Source organism: Ihubacter massiliensis (genome assembly GCF_024125305.1).
GTDB classification, from domain to species: Bacteria; Bacillota; Clostridia; order Peptostreptococcales; family Anaerovoracaceae; genus Hominibacterium; species Hominibacterium faecale.
Genome location: NZ_JAMXVH010000001.1, coordinates 2,451,404 through 2,476,572 on the forward strand (window position 1 = coordinate 2,451,404; position 25,169 = coordinate 2,476,572).

Genomic DNA, 25,169 nt, shown 5'->3' on the forward strand with positions numbered 1-25,169 from the left:
AAATCAGCACTCATCAGAAAACAAAGTCTTCATCCTCTTCTTGGATAATTCATAGCTGGAAACTGCAGAAGCTACCACTCCACCCACAGTCAAACATAGTGAAACTAAGGAAATTTCATCCCAGCTTCCTATATACCATTTCAGAAAATAATAGTACCCAGCTGTGATACCTATGATGCCCACAGCCTGTATTCCCCACAACCATGGTTTATAGACCAGCACTAAGGAAATTGACAAAAACCAAAAGGATAGAAATACGCACTGCACTGCTAAATAAGATGACGTTACGTTTCCATAAATGGGATCGTTTTCATATGAGGCTCGATTATCTCCATATAACAATGCCCACCGACAAAGAAGTTCTCCAATGACGTACAGGATTATCCAAATCAAATTCAAACGGTAGAGCCACCGCATTAAATTTCTCACAGATTTCTTTAACGATTTAACATATTCTTTACTACAAAATATCCAAATGGACGGCACCATCCCAACTACAATTAGCATAATAGTTGGTGCTCCTTTCGTTAAAAATTCACCTGTCATTAGTTTTTTAAATGCTAAAATCGCTCCTACAATCCATACAGACCATATAATGGTAAATTGACGTTTTGGAATAGGTGGATCCGGTACATCTTCCAGAATAAAAAGATTTTTCTTTATTATAGATATAGCCCTAAATAAGACTCGTTTCATGTTTGCTCCATTCTCCTCAGGGACCAATTGAATTCCACACCTCGCACTTCATCTTCTGCAAACCAATCACTCTCATTTATCTTTTCAAATTAGGAAATGCTCCCGCCTGTTTTAATTTATCAATTTTATTGCCCAGCAGGTCATCTTTTTTGCAGGGAACCATTGACATATGCTTGTAAGCTGACAGTTTTTTGCCCCCGCACAGGATAAAGACATATCGGGCTGCGGTACTGTTGATCTCTTGCACGTCTTCGCATGCGACACGATGCGCTTTTCCACCATTTGAAACAAAGACCAGCCCCTCTTCCTCCCATCTTATGTCTACGATCTGTTTATTGAAGAAACTATATAAGCAGGCGCCGATTGTCAAAACAAATATCATGCAGGCCAATCCCCAGTAAAGATTCGCTTCGTTGTCAGGGTCCTCTCCTTCCCCAAACAAAACGATTGCAAGGCAAATTGCTGTGAACACTATGACGTATCCGAAGAAAAATTTGTAAGAGCGGTTTTGGGGAGTCAGCGAATCTTTTTTCTCATTTCAGGTTCCTCCTCTGGAGTTTTCTATTATTCTCATCCTATTTTGGACTGCGGCGGCCTCATTACAAATCCGGAATCGTTAAAAGATCAGACTGTCATTTCGCTTTTTGCATACCTTGATCCCAGCTATGGATAAGCCACCCCTTCATAGTAATACCATTTGCCTTCGATTTTCTCCGTATAATATCTGGAATATTTTTTATCTGAAATATATGACCACCCTATTCCATCTTTTTTCAATAACTTTCCTTGAAAACCTTCCACGATCAGAGGCTTTCCTCCCAACGCGTAATAAACTCCACAAAACACTTCCCCATTGGGCTCCGTCAATCCACCAGCTTTAAAAACGACTGCCTTATCTGCCTTTTGAATTTCCGTAATGCCTTCCAGTTCAAACGCCTTGCGAATCAACCTGCTTTCAACCGGCTCTTCTCTATAGTTGTCTGGATCCTTATCCGTATTGTAGACAGCATATAATCTTCCTGTCATTTCGCTGTTCAAGTCTGCACCTGTGCTTGATAAATAGAAACTTGTGTTGGCGTCATAGTCCTGTAAGTGTACTGCTATGTCCTCTAAGTCCCTATAATTCTCGGACACTTCCTTTACTAGTCTGTCTTTGTTCTTAAACATATCACTTTTTTCAGAAGCTAATATACATAGTACAACTATACTGCTGATTAGTATTAAGGAAATCAATACGACCTTTTTTCTCATATTGCCGGACTCCTTCCAGTTAGTGCTTTAATGACATCTAAAAAATATCCTTTATATACGCTTTACAATTGCGTATCTAATTTTTTTATAGTTTTCTTTATAATGCGGAACCCACCCATTTTTTTGTCCATCTGTTCCGACATTCGTAAGCCACGCAGAGTAATCTCTAGTATGCTGTGTTATTTCTAAATTATAGACCTTTCTCCCCTTTACGATCCTCTTTTTACCACTCTTATTTGAAACATATCCAACATGGTCCCATGAACCATCACCAGTTCTATCATATGCAATAAAATCACCTTTTTGAGCTTTCTTTGTCATCCTATATAGTTGCGTTGTCTTTTGATTTTTCTTCCTTTTGAAAATTTTATATGTTCCCCACTGTTTAACAAACTTGTCTGCAAGCAACCAAGCTTTAGAAGCTTTAGCTTTTCCTACTGACCACCAAGTCTTATCTTGTTGTACTCCTCCTGCAAGTAAGATTTGTGAAGCGAAATTCGTACAGTCATGATCACAGGATTTGAATAGTGGGTTTCGTTTCGTCGCGTGTCTCTTTGCATACTTTGTTCCTTTAGCAACATCAAAACTTCTATGCCCACTCGGATCCGTATAATTCACCGGATCATTCGCACAATACGTATACAAATTCCAAGTCCCCGGATCCATCTGCTCCCCACGATACGTATCCTGGCTCACAAACCGACCATCCTCCGGATCATAAAACCGCGCGTTATAGCATTTTTATCGACTTATACGGCGTTGCCGTAATGTAAAAAATGCTGAAAGATGCTCGACACAGCTCGCATCTTATAGTAATACAACCCCGTACTCTGATCATACACCTGCCCAGTATAGCAAATTTCATTGTCAAAGCTTTCTTCGGCCCGGATCGTCGTATTTCCGAATTCATCGTACTCGTAGGCGGCCGCCAGTTTTCCTGAGCTGCCCATCATGCTGGAGGTGTTTTCTGGATGTCCTTGTTGTACAGGTTCTAATACCGAGTCCCCTGCATCTGCAAGAGACTCGGTTCTCATAGACAGTACTCTCCTTCCTCAGTCATATTCTCCCTTCCAAGGATCCACAGGTGCCTTTATATACTCCGGAGGCTCATCCAGAAATATAGGGATCGTCCGTTTCATCACACTGGGGACCTTTTCTCGGATTAACTGAAACAGTTCAGGGTTGATAATCGTGCTGCGTATGTTACCCATTGCTTCGAAACTGTCGCTGACATAGCTCAAAACATCTAACCCCTCTTTTGTGATCGTAAGGATTTGGAACTCCATCTGCTCCCCACGATACATATCCTGGGTCACAACAACCGCATTGTCTTTCTTGGCCTCATACTTGCTGAGACGGCCTGCGGCGTCATACGTGAGCGCCGCCGATTCTCCCGTGACACTGTCGCTTTGGCGGATCTGATATATCGCCTCTTACCTTTCCACATTTCAAGCCACGGACACCTTACATGCTATCCGTTTCTTTGTGCACAGAAATATCAACTAATTTTGATTCTTCATCAAACCCATAATAAACGATCACTGTTTTGTAACGAATAAAGAGTATTCCATAGTCTCCCATGTAAATGCATATTGATTTCTTTCCGATTTCATCATAGAAGTCATCGTAGTAACCACTGGGATAACCGTCCTTCCCCATGCCATAACCAAACTCATCGTTTATCCACACAAGCTCCCATGAATGTTCTTTTATGGTTTTTTCCACATCCGCCATGCTTGTGTCAATGGGCGTGAGAGCCAGCATATTCTCTCTTATCTCTTCATTTGAACTTCGCAGAGGGTTTAAGATATCCATGATTATGGCACCACAAGCAATCACAATTATAGCGATTAGAATAATCTTCTTCATCATTTCCTCCATTAAACCCCAAAATATTTTTTAGGAAGCGGTTTATCCCAACCGGGAACAAAGAAACCTGCAAACCCGCCCATATCTGGTGTATAAAATCCAGAAGCATTTAATAGTCTGGTGTAAACGAATTGAAATGCTTATATGTTGCTCCATATTTTTTCTTTTTGGTGGAATTAGAGAATCTCCCATCTCTATAATACTTGTTCCTATAATTCACAAATATCAGTATGCTGGTGTGAAGAAATGGGGTTACGTTACCAACCAGCTTATGATTTCTGCAAATCGCATTTTTTTGGCATTCCATCCTCGCATTTTTTCCTTTCACTTAAAGCCCTGTTGCTCATTGCCTCTGTTCATGGTATTTAATTTAGCTCCTATTTCTTTCATTTTTCTTCTGCAGTATTGCGAATCAAAACATCCGTCGCATCTTCATCTTGAAGATCATATATAGCTGCTCCTTCTAAAAAATCTTTGATAATTTCACCATTTTGGGGCATTAGGATTTTATTGTTCTCTCCTAAAATAAGGTTCTCTTCTGCGCTTAAGGCCAGGATATCCTTCGTGTCTTCAACTTGTAAACTTCCGCCGGGCTTCAGATTGATCGTGATCTTTCCCATTGCCCAAATTCTGGCTATTGACGGTTCCTTTGTTTGACCAGACATTCTCTTGGCTGTGATGACAGATGCGCCAGTAAGGTTGATATCCTTATTCGCTGAAAAGCGTGCTGCGGTAACATTGGCCTGGTCAATATTTAAAATTTCCCCTGACACATGATCATGAAGCAAAAGCTGGGCGTCCTTCTCTGCACCACGTATTGTCATTGACTCCAGCCCTTTGATGGAAGCAAGTTCACTGTTTCCCATCAAGTTCAGAGTAAAATCTTCATATGCTAAGATGTACATCTGATTTTCGCCTTGTTTTAGATCCGAAATCGTTAATTGGGAAGCATCCGTACATTCGATCTTCAAGTCCGCTTCAGCAATTCCACGAATGGTTATTTGATCGCCCATAATTAAAAGAATTCGCGAATTTTCATACGCCCAATCCTTTCCTTTTTCCCCTCCGGAAATAATGAGACCCTTTTCATGGTACTCTTGGCCCGTATCTGACTGCGAACGGTCACCGCATGCCGAAAGCACGATGCCGATCACAAGTATCAACATTGTAAATCTACAGATTTTTTTTCTCAAGAACTGCTCCTTTCCTAACGCTTTGAAAAGCTTACTTAGGGCACAGAAATCAACTGTGCCCTAATATTCACTGTTCTACGTCTCTGCCTTATCCAAAGATTTAAGTTTCTTTTATAAAATTATTCAGTACTTTTTCCCATATTTTTTTATTGTTTCATAGTATTTTTTTACCACTCCATATTGAAGGTTCCAAATCTCCGCATAGTCCGCCAACTTTTTTCTTTTTTGATACGCTAATCCTGCAATCTCTATTGCTGCATCCCCCCCACCTACATAAAGCCAAAATAAGGGAACCAGTTGTATATATTCCCGTATCGTACAATAGCCATTGCATTTCATTGAGGTAATTATTACAAACACTAATAGCATTCCTGTAAACATTACAATTATATTTTTTCTTTTTACTCAATTTCCAATATTTTATGTAATATTTTGCTTTACATCCAATTCTGAAATATTTACGTATTTTCGTTTTCTTTGATTTTTTTTGCTTAAATATTTTTTCCCTATCTGGCTCCAATACTTTCCCTTTAGCTCTTCATATACTTTCTTCCCCCATTTAATTTTTGCATGCCCACTCGGATCCGTATAGTTCACCGGATCATTCGCACAATACGTATACAAATTCCAAGTCCCCGGTTCCATCTGCTCCCCACGATACGTATCCTGGCTCACAAACCGGCCATCCTCCGGATCATAGTACCTTGCATTGTAGCATTTTTATCGATTTATACGGCGTTGCCGTAATGTAAAAAATGCTGAAAGATGCTCGACACAGCTCGCATCTTATAGTAATACAGCCCCGTACTCTAATCATACACCTGTCCTGTTTAAAATTTTTTTATCATATTCCTGCAATGAATTTCATTAAATATTCACTTTATCTTAATTCTTTTACAAATTTTCCATTATAATCAAATACCCGTATTTTTCTTTCTTTTTTGTATTGATAAATGCAGACAATATAATCCTTACAAAAAGTAACATAGGAAAAGGCTTCGTCCTGTTCTTCTTTGTTTTTATAAGGATCTTCCTCGATCCCATCTAGAATCAATTCTTTTTTTCCAGATTTTAATTCCAATTTATAAAGTTTCGGATACCAGCCTTTATCACAAAAATACAAGTTTCCATCATGTGTGGTTGCTTCATACCACTGATCCATTCCATCTGTATTTTTATTTATTACACCTGAATCACTAAAACTTATAATTGTTTTTTGCTTACCTGTTTCGATATCTAAGCTCAGTATCCTCTCATTTAAAATAATGACTGCGAGATTTTTATTATCGGGTTGTACCACATTAATATCTTCCTGATTATCGGCCATATGGATTTTCCATTTTTCCATTTTTCCATCTTTTATTGAAATTTTAACTAATTCTGTATTTTTCTGATCAAACAAATATAAATATTTGTCAATAACTGTTAAATTCCCCCACAATCTCCCTTCTACAATTTTCTCTTGGCTCCCTTTTTTTAAATCATAACAATAAACATTTCTTTCTTTTGCATCTGCGTGAGTTTGATAGTAATATAAATGTTCTCCGGCGATCCCATATGTGATATCCTCTCTTTCATCAGATATTTCATTCCACTCACCTTTCTTGCTTTTCAAATTAATCGATTTTAGGGAACCATCAGTTTGTTCACCTAAAAATTGTCTATAATACAGTACGTTATTTCCTATTATCGCTGATTCACTCACGCCTCTAAATGGGTTAATGTCCTCCATTATGATTTGCTTTGTTTCATCTTCAATGGACTGCAAAATAACTTTGCAGCCCATTATAAAAGGGATATCCTTTATTCCGTTCTCTTCACGGTAACAGATGTAATTATCCTGGGAAGTCTCGCCCATATTTACAGGGTCATTTACCTTCTCCCAGTCAATATTGATTGGGTACCATCGTGTTATAGCGTACTGCCCTATATTTATCAGCATAATTGCTATAAGAACAGCCCCGCTGATGAGGATTATCTTTCGTCTTTTTTTCATTTTATGTCCTTCACTTTTGCACTAAGAATATTGGCAACCGGCTTATATATATCATTCGGTATCAATGTGCGTTTATACTTTTGTTTTCCTCTTGCTGTCTTACCCCATTGTAAACTATATAATCTTTTTTTTAAGCTTTACTTATTTTTCCCTTACGCAAAAGCTGAATTGTAATCCAAACACAATTAACAGATGTAAGTTTATACTTCTTGTAATGCTTTCCGGCCCGTATCGTCGTATTTCCGAATTCATCGTACCCGTAGGCGGCCGCAAGTCCTCCTGTGCTGCCCACCATGCTGAAGGTGTTTTTCCGGATGTCCTTGTTGTACAGATTTCTAATACCGAGCCTCCTACATTTGCAAGAGACTCGGTTCTCACAAACAGCTCTCTTCTTCCTCAGTCATATTCTCCCTTCCAAGGAGCCACAGGTGCCTTTATATACTCCGGAGGCTCTCCCAGAAATATAGGGATCGTATACTTCATCACACTTGGCACTTTTTCCTGAATTAAATCAAACAGTTTTGGGCTGATAATCGTGCTGCGTATGTTCCCCATTGCTTCGAAACTATCGTTAACGTAAGTCAGGGCCTCCACTCCTTTTTTTGTAATTATAGGGAACAATGGTTCGAGTTGTCCGTTAAAGCAAAACTCCCAATGTTCCATATCTTCACCATCGTCATCTTCATCACGGACCCACTTCACATATCCTGTATCCGGATCATAACACCAGGCATCATCATAATCTTTATTAAATGGGAAGAAGCTTTCTGCTGGAAGCACATGCTCCCTTCCCCACAGCCTATATGCCACAATCTCATGTTCTTTACCCTTTTTATACGCTTCTTTGAAATACTCCGCGCTTATACCACAACTTATCAAATACTCATACAGTTTTGGTGAAATGTAGTTTTCAAGAGCGGGGGTGTTCGCCCCTTCCATGCGATCAAACGCTTTTCGTGTTTTAGTTGGAAGTTTAATATAAATTGGCGACATGGGATACCATTGCCCCAACGCAGCACTTTCAAGTTTCATGCAGTCGTATTTCTCACAGTCATAGCCTTCATCATAATAATAGCATTGGTTTTTAAATCGAAGTTCAAACGCAACTGCATTCACATAGTCCTGTTCTTCATACTCTGTATATGCGTAGACTACAATATCTAATTTCCTCTTATAGGTTTCATGGAACTCCATAAACCGTTCATAGTCCTCGTCTGTATTCTTTATTTTATAGGAATAGTAATGGCGTCTGCGGACTCGATACTTGTTAAATTCTATATCAAACTCATCAACGACTTTTCTCATTGACCTGGAGAACCTGTCCATTTCGTCATCGTCAAGGGCATATTGGGGTCTTATCTCAATATCTAATAGCACATACATAACTGCCTCCTTTACCGCCGTCCTTTCTTTTTGTTATATAATGGGTTTTCAGAACTTTTAACATAGTAATTGTCTATTTGTTTTAAAGCGACCGTTCTCAAAATAGACATATCACGATACACTGCTTTTACAATGTTTCTCATCTTTATTTTGCTTAAATCATAATGTTTGCTAGAATTCTTATAATTATAACCATGCGCTTTCCTAAAACAATTCGTTATCGTCCGATGCACAGGTTTTGACATAGCAACTGCTGGCCAGTAATCAGGAGAGATTCTAAATATTGGTCGAAACCGCTTTTCAATAACATGATGAATTTCAATGTTACTTCTTCTGTAGCACTTTTTCATCAGTTTTGTCATTGCCCTATATTTTCCCACCGTTAATAATTCTTTCTTCTGCAGATCTCGAACAGAGGTCGGGGTCTTTCCCGCAGGGACAATTGGCAGGCGCCCTTGACTTACAATTCTTTAACAAATTCCCCATTATAGTTATACACGTCAATGCGGGTGGATTTTTTATATTGGTAGATGCAGGCGATATAATCGCGGCAAAAGGTCACATAGGATGAAAACTCGTCTTTAGCTTTATAATGCGCATCTTTACTTCCATCTACAATCAATTCTGTTTTTCTTGTCTCCAGATTTAACCTATAAACATATAGGTATCGTTCATTCTCATACACATACAAACTGCCCCCACGTGCCATAGCACCATACCATCGATCATCATTCTCCTTTTGTTGTTTTGCGCTTTCCAGGTTATTTAAACTCAGTATCGTTTCTTGTTCTCCAGTTTCAATATCCAATTTCACTATTTTCTCATTGAAAATAATGACTGCCAGATTCTGTTCATCCAAATTTGTAATATCTACAAGTTCCTGAGGATTTTCCATTTGAAGAAGCCACGTTTTCCTTTGCCGATCGTTTATTGAAATGGCGACCAACTCACTCTTTTCCTGATCGAACAAGTACACGTATTCCCCGAGGACTTTCAGAGTTTCCCACTGCCTTCCTTCAGCAATCTTTTCCTGCTCCCCTGTTTTCAAATTGTAACAATAGACCTCTCTTTCTTTTGGGCTATTATTACTCTCGTAATAATAGAGATGGTGTCCCTCAATTCCGTAATTGATTAAGTCAATATCTTCTGGTAGTGTCTTCCATTCACTTTTTTTGCTTTTCAAATTCATTGCTTGCGGCGGTCCATCATACTGCTCACCCATAAACTGTTTGTAATACAAGATGTTATCACCTATGATGGCCGATTCCGCTACGCCTTTTAGTGGATTTATATCTTCCAAAACAACATGCTTTTTCCCGGTTTCAATGGACTGCAAAATAATTTTGCAGCCCATCATAAAAGGAATATTTGTTATCCCGTTCTCTTTCCCATAGCAGATGTAATTGTCCTGAGATACCTCTTCCGAATTGACAGAATCGTTTATTGTCTCCCAGTCAATATTGATTGGGTACCATCGTGTTATGGCGTACTGCCCTATATTTATCAGCATAATTGCTATAAGAACAGCCCCGCTGATGAGGATTATCTTTCGTCTTTTTTTCATTTTATGTCCTTTACTTTTGCATTGAGAATATTGGCAACCGGTTTAAATTCATCGTACTCGTAGGCGGCCGCCAGTTCTCCTGAGCTGCCCGCTATGCTGGAGGTGCTTTTCTGATTCCTTTATTGTACTGAAGCCTTTATATCAATTCTTACATCTCTATCCATGCAGATGCAAAATTACTTGTAAGCAAATAAAAATGCATTACGACATATAGTTCAATCCCCCATAATTATAAACGAGCGTGCTAAATCACTTTTTTCCATGCAATATAATTTAATTCCGCCACATAGAAAGATAATGCTTAATATTGATATGATTATAAGAGGACAAAGCGAATAGACTGTCGCTACCGCTGGAAAAACCGAAAAGATTTGCAGCATCATTCCAAATTTTTCTGCTTTTTTAAGCCTAACACCCTCTCTTTTAATTTGTTTCACATAATCTTTATTTAGAGAAATCACTAAAAACAGAATCGTGAATATAGCCGTCTGATACAATAACAGCATTGGGAAAACGTGAAAATTTATCGCCTCTAATTCCATACTTGAGAGTACAATTCTAAATTCAAAATACGATAGTACAATTGATGTCAGCCCTCCCAACAGCAAGAACACAAATATCCTTTTTAATGCGTAATGCTTCATTTTATTTCGGCTCCTATTTTCTATATGGATACTGTCGGATAACGGTTATTTGGGGCGGTATTTATCTTTCATTTCACTGTCTGCGTAACTTTAACAATTATGGTTTGCCCTTCGAAGTGATGTGAATACTTTGGATTTTTTCATTTTCCTAGCACCTCCAATTGACGTACCTTCCCGTCACCTTGATGAAAAAGTGAAAGTGGTTTTGTAGTCCTGCTCTGTTTTAGCTCTTGCTAAATCCGTTTATTCAGTACCTGTTTCCCATCGTAATCAAAGGAAACGACTCTATGGTCGTAAACATCTTTTTCACTGTCATAATATTCGACTTCCACTGCAATATAGTCGGGGCAGTAAAAATAATCCATTGCTAAGTTTGTTGTATCGTTGATATATTCCCTGACGTTTTCTACTTGCGACCAATTAATCAATCGTTCCTTCTGGCTTGTTTTCATGTTCAGCTTGTAAAGTGTATATGTTTTATCATGATAGTACAGGTTATCCTTGACCAAGTGAAAATTATACCTTTCCCGATAACCCCATGCACTAGACAGGTCCCCCAGTTCTACCACAGTGCTCTTTTCTCCACTGGTGATGTTATACTTAAAAATACCGCTTTTCCCCGTAGCAATCAGCAGTTCCTCGTTGTTCAGAGTCTTAACCGCGCCAATCCAGTCTTCGGGCGTGTCTATAATATGATACTCCTTTATCTGTCCCATACTCAGCGGCATAATATAGAGTACGCCATTTCCACTATCGCAGCAGTACAAATTCTCATCTTCTATATGCAGGTAGCCAGGCATTGCCAGCCCGTTTGCCTGGATCAGCGCCTTTCGTTGGCCTGTTTTCAGATTTTGGGAATACAGCAGCACAGTATCATCCCCGTTCGTATAAAACATTTGCTCACCAGAAATGGCATAATCCTCCACATCTTCCAAGATCAAAGTTTCTTTCGTTTTCTTTTTTAAGTCCGAAACATATAAGAATTGGGGACTGCCGTCCCAGCCATCAAAATAGTATATCGCGTCTCCTTGCAGCACAGGATATACGAATCCTCCCAGAAAACTCCTATCATTTTTTATTGTATAAAATTTCCCCGTTTCCAGGGAGAGCAGGCTGAGCCGCCCTCCCAATACAAAAGGAAACTGCCGCAAACCGTTTTCCTGACACACAGCAATATAGTTTCCCTGGCTGGCACAGTAGGTATCAACGCTTTGATTTACCTCACCGAAGTCAATGTGCAGCGGCATAGTTGACTTTGCAAAAGATACGACTACGTTCAGTAAAATGATGGCAGCTGCCGCGCCTAAAATAGCGCGCCGCTTTTTTCTGTTTTTCTCTAATTGATTTTTCATCATTCCTCATTAATTCTTAGATTAACTTTACCCTGCTGCCAAATATTTTAGCTATTTTAGGATTAACGTTATTCGGCTGAATAACTCTCTTTCCAATTTTATATTGTCTGCCTCCACCAACCCGCTTTTTTATATATTGGAGATTCCATAATGCTTTTCGTTTTTGCTTTCCAATCGCGCCTTTTTTTAATACTTGAATTGCCATCCATGCGCAATTAGTCGTACCTAAACCATAGTCTTTATACTTCGACTTACCATTTTTAATCTTGCACATATAATGATAACTATTGCTGAAATTTCCCTTTATATATATCGATGTAGTGTATGGCTTTGTAGCAGGCCTACTTGCTTTATCCTTTCTTTTTTTATTTATTCTTTTGTATACCTTTTTCTTGGATTTACTTACAGCGTTTCTAATCCATCTACACATTCTTGGCGATTTATATCCACCTTGTTCCCATGAAAAATATCTCCATTTCTTTGCATATTCTATCAGCAACGCAGCATGTCCTAATCCAGCAGCACCTTTTTTTGAGTTAAGCCAAATCGCATCATGTCCACTCGGATCCGTATAATTCACCGGATCATTCGCACAATACGTATACAAATTCCAAGTCCCCGGTTCCATCTGCTCCCCACGATACGTATCTTGTGTAAGGAATCGGCCATCCTCCGGATCATAGTACCTTGCATTGTAGCATTTTTATCGACTTATACGGCGTTGCCGTAATGTAAAAAATGCTGAAAGATACTCGACACAGCTCGCATCTTATAGTAATACAGCCCCGTACTCTGATCATACACCTGCCCAGTATAGCAAAGCTCATTGTCAAAGCTTTCTCCTGCCCGTACTGTCGTGTTTCCGAATTCATCGTACTCATAGACGGCAGCCAGTTCTCCTGAGCTGCCCACCATGCTGGAGGTGTTTTTCCGGATGTCCTTGTTGTATAAATACCGAGTCCCCTGCGTCTGCAAGGAACTCGGTTCCCATAAACAGTACTCTCCTTATTCAGTCATAAGCTCTCTTTCAAGGAGCCACAGGTCCCTTTATGTACTCCGGTGGCTCACCCTGAAATATGGGGATCGTTCGCTTCATCACACTGGGAACTTTTTCCTTGATCAGCTGGAATAACTCCGGATTAATAATCGTACTGCGCATGTTTCCCAGCGCTTCGAAGCTGTCACTGACATAACTCAGGGCATCTATCCCTTCTTTTGTGATCGTAGGTACCACTGGTTCCAGCTGCCCGTACAAATTAAATTCCCACGGTTCATACTCTCGCTCTGTATCATCCTCACGGACCCACTTCACATATCCGGTATCTGGGTCATAGCACCAAGCAAAGTCGTAGTCTCTATTAAACTCAAACAAACTTTCTGCTGGAAGTACATGCTCCCTCCCCCACAGCCGATATGCCACAATCTCACGGTCTTTCCCCTTTTTATAGGCTTCCTTGAAGTACTCCTTGTCAATCCCGCAGTCTATCAGGTATTTATACAGCTTTGGTGAGATATAGCTTTCAAAATCAGGCGTGATTGCGCCGTCCATGTGTTCAAACGCTTTTCGCGTTTTTGTTGGCAGTTTGATATAGATCGGCGGCATTGGGTACCACTGTCCTAACGCAGCACTGTCAGTTTTTAAGCAGTCATATTTCTCAAAATCATAACCGTCATAATAGTCGCATTGATTCGTAAACTCAAGCACAAACGCAGATGCCGCCTCATAATCCTGCTTTTCATATATGGTATATGGATAGATTGCAATATCCAACTTTCTTTTATAGGTCTCATTGAACTCCATAAACCGTTCATAGCCCTCGTCGATAGCCTTAATTTTATAGGAATAATAGTGTTTCCGCCGGACCCGGTATTCCTTGAAATTTATATCGAACTCATCGACAACCTTTCGCATTCTTTTAGAAAACTTATTCATTTCCTCCTCATCTATTGCATTTTTAGGTCTTATCTCAATATCCAGTTGCACATACATAATTATCTCCTTCATCGCCGTCCTTTTTTATTATATAATGGATTTTCTGACATCTTTGAGTAATGTTTATCTATTTGTTTTAAAGCGACCGTTCTCAAAATAGACATATCACGATACACTGTTTTTACGATATTCTGCATTTTTTTCTTTGTTAAATCGTAATGGTACTTTGATCCTCTATAATTATACGGATGCGCTTTCCTAAACCGATTCGTTATCGTCCGATGCACAGGTTTTGACATCGCAACTGCTGGCCAGTATTCAGGCCTTATTTTAAATATTGGCCGAAACCGCTTTTCAATAATATGATGGATCTCAATGCTGCTTCTTCTATAACACCGTCTCATCAGTTTAACCATCGCATTATACTTCCCAACGGTCAGTAGTTCTTTCTTCTGCAGGTCTCGAACAGAGGTTGGGATCTTTCCTGCGATCTTGGTTGCAATTTTTGTGCCCCGCACTTTTCTAGCGGCCTTTGCCACGTATGAGCCAGGTACGAATGGCAGGAAGGTCGCTCCGATATCCCAAGCCAGATACCCTACATTCGTCCAGGAAGGTTTCTTAGCCAATTCTTTAACGCTCCAGCCGATGCTCGCCACATCTAACACAGTTTCCCATGCGTTCCCACTCGGATCCACGAGATTCACCGGATCATTCGCACAGTAGGTATATAGATTCCAGGTCCCCGGCTCCATTTCTTCCCCACGATACGTATCCTGTGTAAGGAATCGACCATCTTCCGGATCATAGTACCGCGCGTTATAATAGTAAAGCCCTGTACTCTGATCATATACCTGCCCGGTATAGCAAATCTCATTGTCAAAGCTCTCTCCGGCCCGTACTGTAGTGTTTCCGAATTCATCGTACTCGTAGGCTGCCGCCAGTTCTCCTGAGCTGTTGATCATGCTGAAGGTGCTTTCCCGGATGTCCTTGTTGTACAGGTACCAGGCTGGGCTGCCTTCGCCTTTGCGCTGAGTGGCGATCACATTGCCTTCGCTTCCCATCAGGTTCAGGCTGGTCAGCTTGCCTCCGTCGTCCGATGTGTAAAGCACGGTCCCACTCTGATAATAATAGTTGCGGGTCTTGGCCTGGGATCCTTGGGTTTCTTTTTTCTGAATCCTCTGTCCATTTCCATTATACCGGTTTTCCTGGGTCACAACAACCGCATTGTCCTTCTTGGCCTCATACTTGCTGAGGCGGCCAGCGGCATCATACGTGAGCGCTGCCGATTCTCCCGTGACACTGTCGCTTTGGCTGATCTGGTTGCCGTTGCGGTCATAGGTGTAAGCTTTCTTCGAGGCAGCGGCCGTTTCGCCGGATTTCATAGTTTCCGATGCGGTCAGCTGGTTCAGCCCGTTATAATCATACGTTGTGGTTTCATCTCCGACTTTCTCGGTCTTGCGGTTGCCCACTTTATCATAGGTGTATTCCGCATTCTTGTTTTCTGCTGTGCCTTCCGCTTTGTTTACCACATTGGAAGTCACCAAACGGCCCACGTTGTCGTAAGTATAGGTTTTGGTACAGTCTATGCCCTTGCCGCTTTCCATAGCATACCTGCTGACGATTTTTTCTTCCGTGACATTGCTGTTCTTGTCATACGCATAGGCATAGGTTTCTTTAGCCTGATCTCCGTCCTTGCTGTCGGTGTAGGTCATGGCCGTCACACGTCCCAATGGATCGTAGGTGTAATTTCTAGTGATGGTCCCGTTTCCGCCGTCGGCAAACCCATAGTGATCCACCATTTTGGAAACCCGTCCGAAATCATCATAGGTATACTCCCGCAGGGTCTTGTCCAGCAGGCCGCCCTTGGCGCTGATGCTGGTCAGCCACTTGTTGGTGTCATAATGATAGCGAAGGCCGGTGATGCCATCCTGTGCGAAGGCATAGTCGATGTCCGTTACCAGGCCGTCCTTGTCATAAGTGTAGGATACCTTGTGCTTGTCCAGGGTTTCCTGGCTGGGCACATCAGGTCCGTCGCATTCGGCGTAAGCGGCCAGGCGTTTCTGCTTGTCATAGGTGTAAGCCGTATAGCGCGATAAAGTCTCTTTGCTTCCCGATACGGTATAGTCACACATTTTGGTCACATTACCGGAAACATCATAGTCATAAGTGGTTTTCAGAGTCTGCTTTTCCGTGCCGTCCTCTTTTTCATAATAGCCGATCTCCTTGATCCGGTCCCCCGCGTCATAGTAATACAGCTTGTAATTGCCCTTGGACTGATATTCTTTCTCCAGGCGTCCCTTTTCGTCGTATTTGTATTTGGTCCAGATGGATTTGTCGGTATCACCTTCCGTATAAAGGTCTTTGATCTCCAGCTGTTCACCGCTGCCGTTTGTACGGGTCAGGCTTACCTGATTCTTTGCGTCGGTGGTCGTCATCTGGGTCTCCAGATCCCCGTTTACATAGGCTTCTTTCGTCTCATAACGAGTGGACGTTCCATCGGGAAGGGTTACCTTGTTCAGCTCTCCCTTCTTATCATAACCATAGGTCGTCCGATTTCCCAGAGCGTCGATGGAAGCAACCTCTTTTCCGGCCGCACTGTACTCGGTGCTTTGGCGGATGGAGTCCGGCCCCACGTAGAACCCGTCTTCCCTGGTTTCCGGAGCCGTGATGGTGTCGGTCTGATGACCGTTCTCATTAAAAATGTTCAACGTCAAAAGGCCGTCTTTGGCATCCGGTTTTTTTCCTGCTTCGTAAGTACCGATGGCTTTGCCGTACTTGTCGTAAAGGGTATCGGTATAGAGGCCGCCCTTGTATTCCCGAACCGTATTCCCCATGTTGTCCTGCCAGGTCTGGGACAGAGGCGTGTTGGTCTGCTGGTCCACCTCTTTGACCGTATAGGCGTTTTTCACGGTTCTGGTGCCGCTGCCTGTGCTGTTGTGTACTTGGATATCCTCGTAATCCCGGGTAGTGGTTACTGTTTGGGCCTGGCCGTTATCGTCGGTGGTCTTGCTGGTCAGGTTATTCATGGCATCATAGGTATAGGTGGTGGTCACCCGATCGGTCCTTTCTTTTTCCGTGGTGGTCACCGTCTCTTTTGTCAGTGTGCCGTTTTTATCATAAGTGTTCTCGGTCACCGTGGTGCGGTTTCCGTCTTTTGCCGTCACTTTGACTTCCTGGCCAAGACCGTCGTATTCGGTAGCGGTTTCGCTGTCCAGATCGGCTTCTCCCAGGGTCTTGTCCGCTGCTCCGGATCGGATGGATACGGATGTTTCGTTACCCATACGGTCGTATTTGGTGATGGTCTCGGTCTTTTTATCGCCGCTGATCTCCGTTACTGTTTCCATCTTATTGCCCGCATCGTCGTAAGCGTAAGCATAGGTGGTGGTGCGAACGACCTCCTTCAATACGCCCTCGTCCATGTCCACATCGTAATCCAAATCGCCTACATAGTACTCGATCTCGCTCAAAAGCTCTCCGTCATCGTCGTAGTCGCTGAGGGTGGTGATATCTTCAAAGTCGTCATAGTCCTCAATCTCGTTGCCGAATTCATCATACTCATAGTAGTCGTCTTCCTCCAGGTCCTGATCCTGATTGAGGGTCCAAACGTGGCTGACCAGATCCTGAATGTCCAGATCAGAAGTATCCGCATAGTAGACATAGGTGGAAATACTTCCGTCTTCACTGACCTCTTTGGTGGTATTTCTTCTCTCTCCCAGCTCGGTCAGCTCGTGCCTTTCGGTTTCGCCTCTGTTTTTAATAGCCCCATCTTCGGCCACATAAGCGCTGTCCGTTTTCCATGAGGAGCTTATGCAGATCCCATCTTTATAATCAAAGGTGGTGCTGTTGCCATTGACATCCGTGCTTTCTACGCAATAGCCCTTCTGATTGAACCGGTCTGTCTGGCTGCCAACTTCCCGATAACCCAGGAGGGCCCGCTTGTCCGCCAGCTTTTTGGTTACGGTCCTGCCTGCGCCGTTTGCTGCTGCTTCATATTCAAAGAGCAGCTTGTCCTTATTGGGATACTGGGTTTCCGTCACCTTTTCAGCATCATAAGTCAGCAGATAAGCGTTGCCCTCCGCGTCTTTGATCTCATTCACATTGGGCGTATCCGCCTTATCATAGCCGTACTCATATACGACCTCTTTGCCGTCGCTTCCAGTGGCTTTTACCTGGGTCAAAAGACGGTCCTCTCCCGACTCCTTGTAGGTGTACGCCCTGGTGCCGCCGTCCGGGAGCGTGACCTTATCCACCAGCAGCATATCCGCGTTGGGATCCGTGGAGTTGTAATCAAAGTGCATTGTCAAGTTGCGGTTGGTGATGATGTTTTCCAGCATGCCGGTCTTTTCCTGATATTCAAAGAGCAGGAAGTTGCCGTTGGGTTCGGTGAGGTATACCAGCTGGCCGCCTCCGTTAAAGCGGTATTCCTGATTGTCTTTGGTGCGGACCGTGTACTGGCTGGCGACCTGAACCGTTTTCATCTGGTTTTCGCCCGACGCTCCCGCCTTCTTTTCCTGGATCTGCACATCCTCGGTCTTTATTTCCTTCTTCATGGTGATGTATGCACCCTGGGAGGATATGTAAGTATTTGGGTCCTGCGAGTTTTTTATGAAGCGGAAGATGCTGCCGCTGCTGTCCTTGAAAACCACATTGTCAAAGCTGTGTGTTTCTTTATCATAAACATTGAGAAGCTCCAGATCGTAATTGTGGTTCCATCCCAGGCCAAAGGCCGACTTTTCGCTGGACTGGCTGTTGTAGGTTCTGGTTAGCTCTACTTCCAGTTTTTCGTTGGGCAGGGAAGCATCTGTCTGCTGATAGACAAAGTTGCCGCTGCTCTTTTCGATGCTGCCGCTTCCAACCGGATTGTTAAACTCCTCATACTGCCAGTATTCCTGCAGTCCCAGCCGCTTTGTATGCTCGTCATAATCCAGAATCCGGCCGCCGTAAACCTTGGAAGGCATGCTTTCGGAAAGGATCTTGCCGTTTGCGTCTCGTTTCACTGCTGTAATGCGGTAGTAGTAGTTGCCGCCGTAATTGACGTTGATTTCGCTGTAGTAGCCTGCCTGCACGTTCTCCGCCGCCAGATTTTCTTTTGCAGGTACGAAGTCCTTGTCCGCGCTGTGATAAACGTTATAGCTCAGGCTGGTGTCTCCGTCGGGCAAGCTGTTGTCCCAATACAGATAGACCCGATCATTGAGGCGGTGCTTTACGGAAGCAGTCTTGGGTATGTAGCCCGCCAGGACGCTGACGTTGAAGGATTCTCCCTCCAAAGTGTCCAGCTCCAGGGAGCCTTCCGGAAAGACGGTCTCTGTCTGTGCGCTGGCTTTTATGGTAAAGGTCCCTGCGTAAGCCTGTCCGCTGGTCAGCTGGGAAATTTGATAGGTTTTTCCCGGCTCCATGTCCATATACGTTCCATCCCCGACTCGAATCTGATAGGAGATGGCCTGTCCGCTTTCACTTTCTGTTTCTGCCGCCAGGCGCAGCGACGCCGCATCCTTGTTTATTTGTACCGTTTGTTCCTGGGTGACGGCGGCCGTCTGTCCGAAGGAAACCGGTTTAATGAGATCGTTCTTTGTGATCGATCTGCTGTATGCATATTCGCCTTTTTCATTTTTATGAACAGCCAGAATCCGGTGATCCTTGCCCTCTTCATAGGTCGAAAAATCCTTTGCCAGAGCAGCGCCTGTCCCTGCTTTCTGGTTGTCCAGGTACCAGGTGATCTCGCCGGAGGACAAAAAGTCTTTTTCCACCTCTTTCAGTTCCAGCTTTTCTGTCTGGGCCGCAATGGTAAAACTGCTGGTGGCATAATCGGTGTACCAGGGCGGCCGCTTGATGGCAAATTTTGCTTCTTTTACCTGAATGCAGGTTTCATCGGCTGGTTTGTAGATTTCCTTCAAGGCCTGGGACTGATTTCCCGCCTGATCGGTCACTACCAGCTTTAAGGCATATCTTTGGCCGGTCTTAAAGTAGGAATCGGTTAAATCCAGAATTCCCAGCTCGCCGTCCTTTACTTCCTGAGTACCTTTCAGTTTCTCGGTATATGCCTCGTCCGGCTGATCTGCTTCTTTGCAGAAAATCTTCCATTCCGCCAGCAGAGCATCGCTGGCAGTGCCCTTGATCCGGCCCCTTGCAAAGGATTTGATCTGGGCAGTCGGGGCAGTCTGGTCATAGATACAGGTTTGGGTTGTTACCTTGGTTGGCACCCCCGCCGTATCGATGGCCCGGAACTGGATGTCGTAGCTTCCTTCTTTAGGAAGGGTTATTGTAAACTGGCCGGATTCTTTCGCTGAATCAGGCACTTTGGTCCACTCCGTATCTCCCGGAAGCAGGTACTCCATCCCTTTGATCTTGATGCCGCTCTCATCGAATTTCCAAGCTGCCTGGAGCGGATTTTCCCGAATCGGTTTGGCAGTAATGATCGGGCCTCCCTGTGGGTTGGCAATCTTAATATCATAAGTGCCGCTTCCTTCCAAGTCGGAAGAGTCCTTTACGGCCGCTTTCAGCCGATAGTCGCCGTTTTCCAGCGCTGTTGTGTTCCACTCCAAGGATGTGGCCTGGGTGATGTCCTCTTCCAGCGTATTGACATATTCCTCTTTTTCTATTTCCTGGCCCGCTTCATCGGTGGTTTTGGTGATGCGGTACAAGTTTAATTTGGCTTCTTTCAGCGGGCTGCCGGTGCCACTCAGTTCTGCTGCGATGGTAACGGTACCCGCAACTTCTGTAATTGCCGCAGAGCCGCTGTGGGCCATGACTTTCAGTTTTGCCGTAGGCGCTTCATTGTCCCGGTTAAAGGCCAGCGTCTTGACCTCACTGTTTCCGGCTGTGTCTTTGACCCGCAGATGGATCAGGAACGCATCGGACTTCATGGCTTGTTCTTCCTTGGTCAGCCGGAAGGTTCCTTCAAAAGGTATGCCGGAAGAAATGGTCTCAAAGGCGATGGCATGGTACTCCTCTTCTTTTGGAAGGGCTTCGCCTCTTGTTATGGCATATTGGATGGAGGTCTGAGTCAAAGCGATGTTGTCCGTAATGCCGTCAAAGCGTATGACAGGATCTGCATCGGTGGTCCAGTCCGTTCCCAGCGTTTCTTTCTCTTTCGTTTTAACCCCCACGCTGCCGATGGATGGTTTGTCGATATCCAGGTAATAGGTAAAGCTCCTGGTTGTGCTGTTTCCGTACCGGTCAGTGGCCTTCATGGTAATCGTATGGCTGCCCGACGTCTCGAAGGTTTTCAGCTCCTGGGTGCCGCTGGCATTGAGGCTGCCGCTGCTGTAAGCTCCTCCGTCTACGGAATATTGCACGGTACTCAGATTGGTATCCGATGCGCTCCAGGTGATCTTGGGCGATTTGCTCCCGGACGGCGCCTGGGCAGTGGTGCTGGGTCCGGATAAGGTCAGCGCCGGCGGTGTCTTATCCACCGTCAAGCTTCCGCTGTATCCGGCGCTTCCTGCCGCGTCTCCCTTATTAACGCCCCAAACAAGGACGCGATAGATTCCGTCCGGCAGAGCGGGAAGACCGGTGCTTCCTGTCTGATTGGCCGCTCCCGACGTGTAGTCTGCGTAGGCGGATCCGTTGTATCTTTGTATTTTATATTGAACGCTCTTCACATCGGTCATGTCCATGCCGCTGTGGCTAAAGCTGAGGCCCGTTCCTGTATTGCTTCCTGATGTGGAAAGGGATACGCTGGGGGCATTGGGCACCTTGTAGTGAGTTACCACCAGCTTTGGCCTGTATCCGCTGGTGGCATGCCGGCTTCCGTAAAAGCATGCATAGCTGGGGGATGCGGTATTATTATTGAGAATGATTCCGTAGCTGGGTATGCTGTCATTTGCCAGGCTCTGCCCATAGGACAGCAGATTGAAGGTATGGGCGGTTTTGGCCGTTTTCTTTGTGGTGATAGTGCTGTAGGCCGTGCTGACAAAGGACGGCCGTTTGGTCCATGTTACGCTTCCCGGCGACCAGGACTCCTTGATGCGGTGAGCGCCCACCTTCTGCTTGCTGGCGCCGGTGCCGGTTTCATATACGGTCAGCTTGGCGCTGGTTACGGTGCAGCCTTTTATGGTTTTTTTGATGTCGGTAAACTGAATGCAGGTACGATGGGTTCCGGTGCTGTTTTTTCCCGCAGGCATCACCTTGGTTCCACTTTCGTAGAAGTTGGTATTTTTATAGCTGCCGCTGATAATATAGGCATCCTTTACTTTACTGGAACCTCTCCAGGTGGTGGATGGGTCCACGGTTACCGGATACTGGCGCTGCGGGTCGGAAAGGTATGCCTCATCGATTGTCATGGAAAGCAGATATTGGCCCTCCTTGTCCCCGTCTTTTTTCAGTTGATAGGTGATGGCTTCACTGAACGCATCGCCGCTGGCATCGTTCATCCAGGGCGCGGAAATATCCCCAACAATGTCTCCGCTCTCTTGATCGTACAGCGTGATCCCCTGGTCGGTTACATTCTTGCGGGCGGTCATGCCTTTCAGCTGGAGGCGGTACTGGAATACATTGTTCTCAGGCTTTTTTTCCAGGGTAAGGGTCTCTTTGATACCATGTTCTCCTGAGGTATAGGTGAGGGTCGCCTCTTGATCCCCGTAGACTGCATTGATGGGAAGCTTCTCTTCCTGCTCGTAGGTGGTTGGAATCTTTTCCTTTTTGATTTCTACCGGTTCTTTTCCTGCGCCGGATTGTTTCAGGGTTTTATCTGTGGGCGCAAATCCGATCCGGTAGTCCTTGTACTCCATGAGAATGGGCGTTTTTTCTGAAAGGGTCTGTGGGATATATTGTTTCTTATCTCCCTCTTTGTTCTCATAGGCGTACTCGTCCAGATTCTGATCCTGGTCTGTCTTTTCTCCATCCTGGATTTTGACCAGTGAAGGATCGTAATCGACCAGTTCTCCTTTTTCGTTTTCATAACGGACCTCTCCTCCGTGGAAAACGGTCATTTCCTGACCGCCTCCCAGGTCATAGGTGGTGGTGTCGGTCGTTTTCTTGGATTCAACGACGTTTTCTTCGGTCACCTCGTCCGGGCTGATGGCAGGTGTCTTTGCGCTGCCGGCGCCTGTGCTTGCTGCGAAACCCAATTCTGGGATCAGTGTGATGACCAGGCAGATGGATAGGATCCATGCCAACGCCTTGTAGCTTCGTTTCGTTTCCATGTTCTTTCCTCCTTTTTAAAAAAATCCCCCCTATATATAATATAAGACGCATTTTCATAGTCAAAATGTTACAACTTTTTCGAAATTTGTAACAAAATTTGCTGATTTTGCGTCTTACTTATTAAAGGGGGTTTTTAAGGAGGTAGTTATGAAGCGATTAAACGTATTTCTTCCACTGCTCGTTGTCCTGGGGCTGCTGGCTTCACAGACAGCCTTCGCAGCCGCATCTTCAGAGGATGGTTTTGTAGAAGAGCTTTTGGAAAATAAAGTGTACCTGGATGATGAGCCGGCATCAGAGGGCAGCGGCCAGATCGTGCCTTTTGCCGTCTCTACCACGTTGTCTTTCACAAAGCTGTCTTCCACGAAAGCGCAGGCTGCCGTGATCGCAGCACGAACAGGGGCTTCCAGCATCAAGTCCACCATTCAGCTCCAATATCTGGCTTCTGACGGGACCTACAAAAACACCGGTACGGCGGCCGTTCAGACTGCCAAATCCAGCAGAATCCGCCACGCAGCCAAATTTACCATTTCATCTAAGAAAACATATCGCATCAAGGCGACGGTCAAATACGTGAAGAGTGGAACGTCCAGTTCCGCTACTTATTATAAGGCGTTATCATCCTAGCAGCCGGCTGTTTTCGCCGGGCGGAGGCCCATCGGTTCTGCCCGGCCTTTTTCTGACAAGGGGGCCGCCTGTTATTGTTTCAATCCCTTTGCCACTCGTATGATCTCGTCCTTATCCAGTTTGCCGCTGATGTCCATTAGACAGCTTTCCGTATAGACCGCCGCAGTATAGCACTGCTCCACATCATCATAAGCAACCAGGATTTTTCGGTCGGCAAGCTCGATCATCTCTCCTTTTCCTGAAGTAGCATAGCTGCTGTCGCCGGCGATTGCCATCGGGCAAATTCCCAATACGGAGCCCTCTTCATCGGTAAACTCATATGTACCCACATAATCGCCGCCCGCATATTTGTCGATGGTTAAGTTGTTCAATTGGTAGCCCTGGGGAATATATTCGGGCACATACAGCTCCGGCAGGAAACGCTTCGCTTTATCCATATCCTTCATGCTGGTGATGGTGAGGGATTCCACTTCGTCTTCCGGATTCACCTCTTCGTCAGAGTCGGTTACAATTCCCGCAATTCCCTGATAGAGTCGGTGCAGAATCCCTTTGTCTCCGTAAGACTGCGAATTATTGGAAAGGAGCAGCACCGCATTGGTTCCCAGCAGGACGATCACCACCACTGCCGCGACTTTACCAAAGGAAACCCGGTATTTTTTCTTCGGCTTTTCCCGGGCCTGCTCTTTCATAAAGCTCAGGTCAGGCCCTGTCCTGCCCTGGCAGTTTTGTTCAAAATCTGCTTCAAAGGCCTCCTTCAGCGCGTCTTCAAATTTTTCCTGACTCTTTTCTTCATTCATTACAGGCTGCCTCCTTCCTTATTTTTCTGACGATAATAGCTCTTTTCCACCTGCTTCAATGCCCGCCGGTAATAGACCCGGACGGTGTTGTGGTTCATATTGAGGATTTCCGCCACATCGGAAAATCGAACGTTGAGAAACAGGTGGAGCGAAATGATCTCTTTTTGGGCCGGTTCCAAATCCTTGAATAGTTCCAGCACCGTTTCCTGATCGATCAGCTCGTCCAGCAGATTCCCTGCTTCTTCGTCCACAATCTCATAATCATCGATATTGAGCAGCCCGCCTTCATGGCCGCGCCGCTTTTCCGCCTGCTGGGCCCGGTAATGGGATCGCAGCACATTGTGTGCAATCTGCATAAGCCAGTTTTTGTATGAATCCCGCCGCCTGACCTGATCCAGCTTTTCCCAGGCGCTTCGCATGGTCTCCTGGGTTAAATCCTCTGCCAGTATCCGGTCATTGGTCTGAGCATATAGATATTTCAATATTTCCTGATAGAAAGGCACGATTGTTTGTTCAAATAATTTGTCTCTTTTCATGATCTCTTGTTTTCCCTTACCATTACATGTCCTTTTCTTTATCATACCGTTTTTTTGCTCTGCTGACAAATGATATTTTTCTGTATCCGCCTGGTGCCTGGGGCCAGCAGGCCCGCAGCTGGCCCGCATGCCGCATCCCGGTAAACTTCTGTAAAAATTTGCATTTTTTACGCAAAGCTATGGGGTT

At 44.4% G+C, this 25,169-nt stretch carries 19 protein-coding genes and 3 pseudogenes; 1 reads left to right on the top strand and 21 read right to left on the bottom strand.

Annotated elements, in window-relative coordinates:
- Positions 1 to 3: 3 nt before the first annotated feature.
- From NIA71_RS11450 to NIA71_RS11535, 19 genes and pseudogenes are all read right to left on the bottom strand, one after another.
- Positions 4 to 696: a hypothetical protein gene (locus tag NIA71_RS11450; RefSeq protein WP_253020445.1), complete on the bottom strand. Its 693-nt coding sequence runs from the start codon at positions 694 to 696 to the stop codon at positions 4 to 6.
- Positions 697 to 772: 76 nt separating this feature from the next.
- A complete protein-coding gene (locus NIA71_RS11455) occupies positions 773 to 1,168 on the bottom strand; it encodes a hypothetical protein (protein ID WP_253020446.1) in 396 nt (131 codons plus the stop codon).
- A gap of 191 nt (positions 1,169 to 1,359) precedes the next feature.
- Entirely contained in the window at positions 1,360 to 1,947 is a 588-nt protein-coding gene (locus NIA71_RS11460; RefSeq protein WP_148396056.1) for a hypothetical protein, read from the bottom strand.
- Positions 1,948 to 1,998: 51 nt separating this feature from the next.
- Positions 1,999 to 2,565, bottom strand: a complete 567-nt coding sequence (locus NIA71_RS11465; protein ID WP_269478383.1) for an amidase domain-containing protein — start codon at positions 2,563 to 2,565, stop codon at positions 1,999 to 2,001.
- Positions 2,551 to 2,670: pseudogene (locus NIA71_RS20090) on the bottom strand (RHS repeat-associated core domain-containing protein); the annotation flags it as partial. The gene NIA71_RS11465 and the pseudogene NIA71_RS20090, both read right to left, overlap by 15 nt.
- 26 nt (positions 2,671 to 2,696) lie before the next feature.
- A complete protein-coding gene (locus NIA71_RS11470; RefSeq protein WP_253020448.1) occupies positions 2,697 to 2,981 on the bottom strand; it encodes a hypothetical protein in 285 nt (94 codons plus the stop codon).
- An 18-nt stretch (positions 2,982 to 2,999) separates the two neighbouring features.
- Positions 3,000 to 3,263: a hypothetical protein gene (locus NIA71_RS11475; protein WP_253020449.1), complete on the bottom strand. Its 264-nt coding sequence runs from the start codon at positions 3,261 to 3,263 to the stop codon at positions 3,000 to 3,002.
- A 148-nt stretch (positions 3,264 to 3,411) separates the two neighbouring features.
- Positions 3,412 to 3,819 (bottom strand): hypothetical protein, encoded by a 408-nt coding sequence (locus NIA71_RS11480; protein ID WP_253020450.1) that lies wholly within the window; start codon positions 3,817 to 3,819, stop codon positions 3,412 to 3,414.
- A 383-nt stretch (positions 3,820 to 4,202) separates the two neighbouring features.
- Entirely contained in the window at positions 4,203 to 5,009 is an 807-nt protein-coding gene (locus NIA71_RS11485; protein WP_253020451.1) for a hypothetical protein, read from the bottom strand.
- Positions 5,010 to 5,429: 420 nt separating this feature from the next.
- Positions 5,430 to 5,711 (bottom strand): annotated as a pseudogene (locus NIA71_RS11490) (RHS repeat-associated core domain-containing protein); the annotation flags it as partial.
- Positions 5,712 to 5,889: 178 nt separating this feature from the next.
- Positions 5,890 to 7,005: a WD40 repeat domain-containing protein gene (locus tag NIA71_RS11495; protein ID WP_253020453.1), complete on the bottom strand. Its 1,116-nt coding sequence runs from the start codon at positions 7,003 to 7,005 to the stop codon at positions 5,890 to 5,892.
- A gap of 396 nt (positions 7,006 to 7,401) precedes the next feature.
- On the bottom strand, positions 7,402 to 8,388 hold the full coding sequence (locus NIA71_RS11500) for a hypothetical protein (protein ID WP_253020454.1): 987 nt from the start codon (positions 8,386 to 8,388) through the stop codon (positions 7,402 to 7,404).
- A 460-nt stretch (positions 8,389 to 8,848) separates the two neighbouring features.
- A complete protein-coding gene (locus NIA71_RS11505) occupies positions 8,849 to 9,952 on the bottom strand; it encodes a hypothetical protein (protein ID WP_253020455.1) in 1,104 nt (367 codons plus the stop codon).
- A gap of 215 nt (positions 9,953 to 10,167) precedes the next feature.
- Entirely contained in the window at positions 10,168 to 10,596 is a 429-nt protein-coding gene (locus tag NIA71_RS11510; protein ID WP_253020456.1) for a hypothetical protein, read from the bottom strand.
- 233 nt (positions 10,597 to 10,829) lie between these two features.
- A complete protein-coding gene (locus NIA71_RS11515) occupies positions 10,830 to 11,948 on the bottom strand; it encodes a DUF5050 domain-containing protein (RefSeq protein ID WP_253020457.1) in 1,119 nt (372 codons plus the stop codon).
- Between the two features lie 16 nt (positions 11,949 to 11,964).
- Positions 11,965 to 12,633: pseudogene (locus NIA71_RS11520) on the bottom strand (RHS repeat-associated core domain-containing protein); the annotation flags it as partial.
- Between the two features lie 26 nt (positions 12,634 to 12,659).
- Entirely contained in the window at positions 12,660 to 12,863 is a 204-nt protein-coding gene (locus NIA71_RS11525) for a hypothetical protein (RefSeq protein ID WP_253020459.1), read from the bottom strand.
- Positions 12,864 to 12,975: 112 nt separating this feature from the next.
- Positions 12,976 to 13,938 (bottom strand): hypothetical protein, encoded by a 963-nt coding sequence (locus NIA71_RS11530; protein WP_253020460.1) that lies wholly within the window; start codon positions 13,936 to 13,938, stop codon positions 12,976 to 12,978.
- Positions 13,939 to 13,949: 11 nt separating this feature from the next.
- Positions 13,950 to 23,024 carry a DNRLRE domain-containing protein gene (locus tag NIA71_RS11535; RefSeq protein WP_253020461.1) on the bottom strand — a complete coding sequence of 3,025 codons (9,075 nt, stop codon included), beginning with the start codon at positions 23,022 to 23,024 and terminating at the stop codon, positions 13,950 to 13,952.
- A gap of 148 nt (positions 23,025 to 23,172) precedes the next feature.
- Between NIA71_RS11535 and NIA71_RS11540 the strand changes: the two genes are divergently transcribed.
- Positions 23,173 to 23,649: a hypothetical protein gene (locus NIA71_RS11540; RefSeq protein WP_253020462.1), complete on the top strand. Its 477-nt coding sequence runs from the start codon at positions 23,173 to 23,175 to the stop codon at positions 23,647 to 23,649.
- Positions 23,650 to 23,720: 71 nt separating this feature from the next.
- On the opposite strand, the gene NIA71_RS11545 is transcribed toward NIA71_RS11540, so the two are convergent.
- Together NIA71_RS11545 and NIA71_RS11550 are read right to left on the bottom strand one after the other, a co-directional pair.
- The gene (locus tag NIA71_RS11545) at positions 23,721 to 24,446 is read right to left on the bottom strand and encodes a DUF4367 domain-containing protein (protein WP_253020463.1); all 726 of its coding nucleotides are present in this window, start codon (positions 24,444 to 24,446) and stop codon (positions 23,721 to 23,723) included.
- On the bottom strand, positions 24,446 to 24,982 hold the full coding sequence (locus NIA71_RS11550) for an RNA polymerase sigma factor (protein ID WP_253020464.1): 537 nt from the start codon (positions 24,980 to 24,982) through the stop codon (positions 24,446 to 24,448). The genes NIA71_RS11545 and NIA71_RS11550 overlap by 1 nt, the downstream gene beginning before the upstream one ends.
- Positions 24,983 to 25,169 lie beyond the last annotated feature (187 nt).

Bases quoted from the DNA above. Each gene is read 5' to 3' on its own strand.
- NIA71_RS11550 (WP_253020464.1), bottom strand. From the start codon at position 24,982: ATGAAAAGAGACAAATTATTTGAACAAACAATCGTGCCTTTCTATCAG.
- NIA71_RS11505 (WP_253020455.1), bottom strand. From the start codon at position 9,952: ATGAAAAAAAGACGAAAGATAATCCTCATCAGCGGGGCTGTTCTTATA.
- NIA71_RS11540 (WP_253020462.1), top strand. From the start codon at position 23,173: ATGAAGCGATTAAACGTATTTCTTCCACTGCTCGTTGTCCTGGGGCTG.
- NIA71_RS11450 (WP_253020445.1), bottom strand. From the start codon at position 696: ATGAAACGAGTCTTATTTAGGGCTATATCTATAATAAAGAAAAATCTT.
- NIA71_RS11460 (WP_148396056.1), bottom strand. From the start codon at position 1,947: ATGAGAAAAAAGGTCGTATTGATTTCCTTAATACTAATCAGCAGTATA.
- NIA71_RS11530 (WP_253020460.1), bottom strand. From the start codon at position 13,938: ATGTATGTGCAACTGGATATTGAGATAAGACCTAAAAATGCAATAGAT.
- NIA71_RS11535 (WP_253020461.1), bottom strand. From the start codon at position 23,024: ATGGAAACGAAACGAAGCTACAAGGCGTTGGCATGGATCCTATCCATC.
- NIA71_RS11470 (WP_253020448.1), bottom strand. From the start codon at position 2,981: ATGAGAACCGAGTCTCTTGCAGATGCAGGGGACTCGGTATTAGAACCT.
- NIA71_RS11515 (WP_253020457.1), bottom strand. From the start codon at position 11,948: ATGAAAAATCAATTAGAGAAAAACAGAAAAAAGCGGCGCGCTATTTTA.
- NIA71_RS11510 (WP_253020456.1), bottom strand. From the start codon at position 10,596: ATGAAGCATTACGCATTAAAAAGGATATTTGTGTTCTTGCTGTTGGGA.
- NIA71_RS11545 (WP_253020463.1), bottom strand. From the start codon at position 24,446: ATGAATGAAGAAAAGAGTCAGGAAAAATTTGAAGACGCGCTGAAGGAG.
- NIA71_RS11480 (WP_253020450.1), bottom strand. From the start codon at position 3,819: ATGATGAAGAAGATTATTCTAATCGCTATAATTGTGATTGCTTGTGGT.
- NIA71_RS11525 (WP_253020459.1), bottom strand. From the start codon at position 12,863: ATGGTGGGCAGCTCAGGAGAACTGGCTGCCGTCTATGAGTACGATGAA.
- NIA71_RS11500 (WP_253020454.1), bottom strand. From the start codon at position 8,388: ATGTATGTGCTATTAGATATTGAGATAAGACCCCAATATGCCCTTGAC.
- NIA71_RS11495 (WP_253020453.1), bottom strand. From the start codon at position 7,005: ATGAAAAAAAGACGAAAGATAATCCTCATCAGCGGGGCTGTTCTTATA.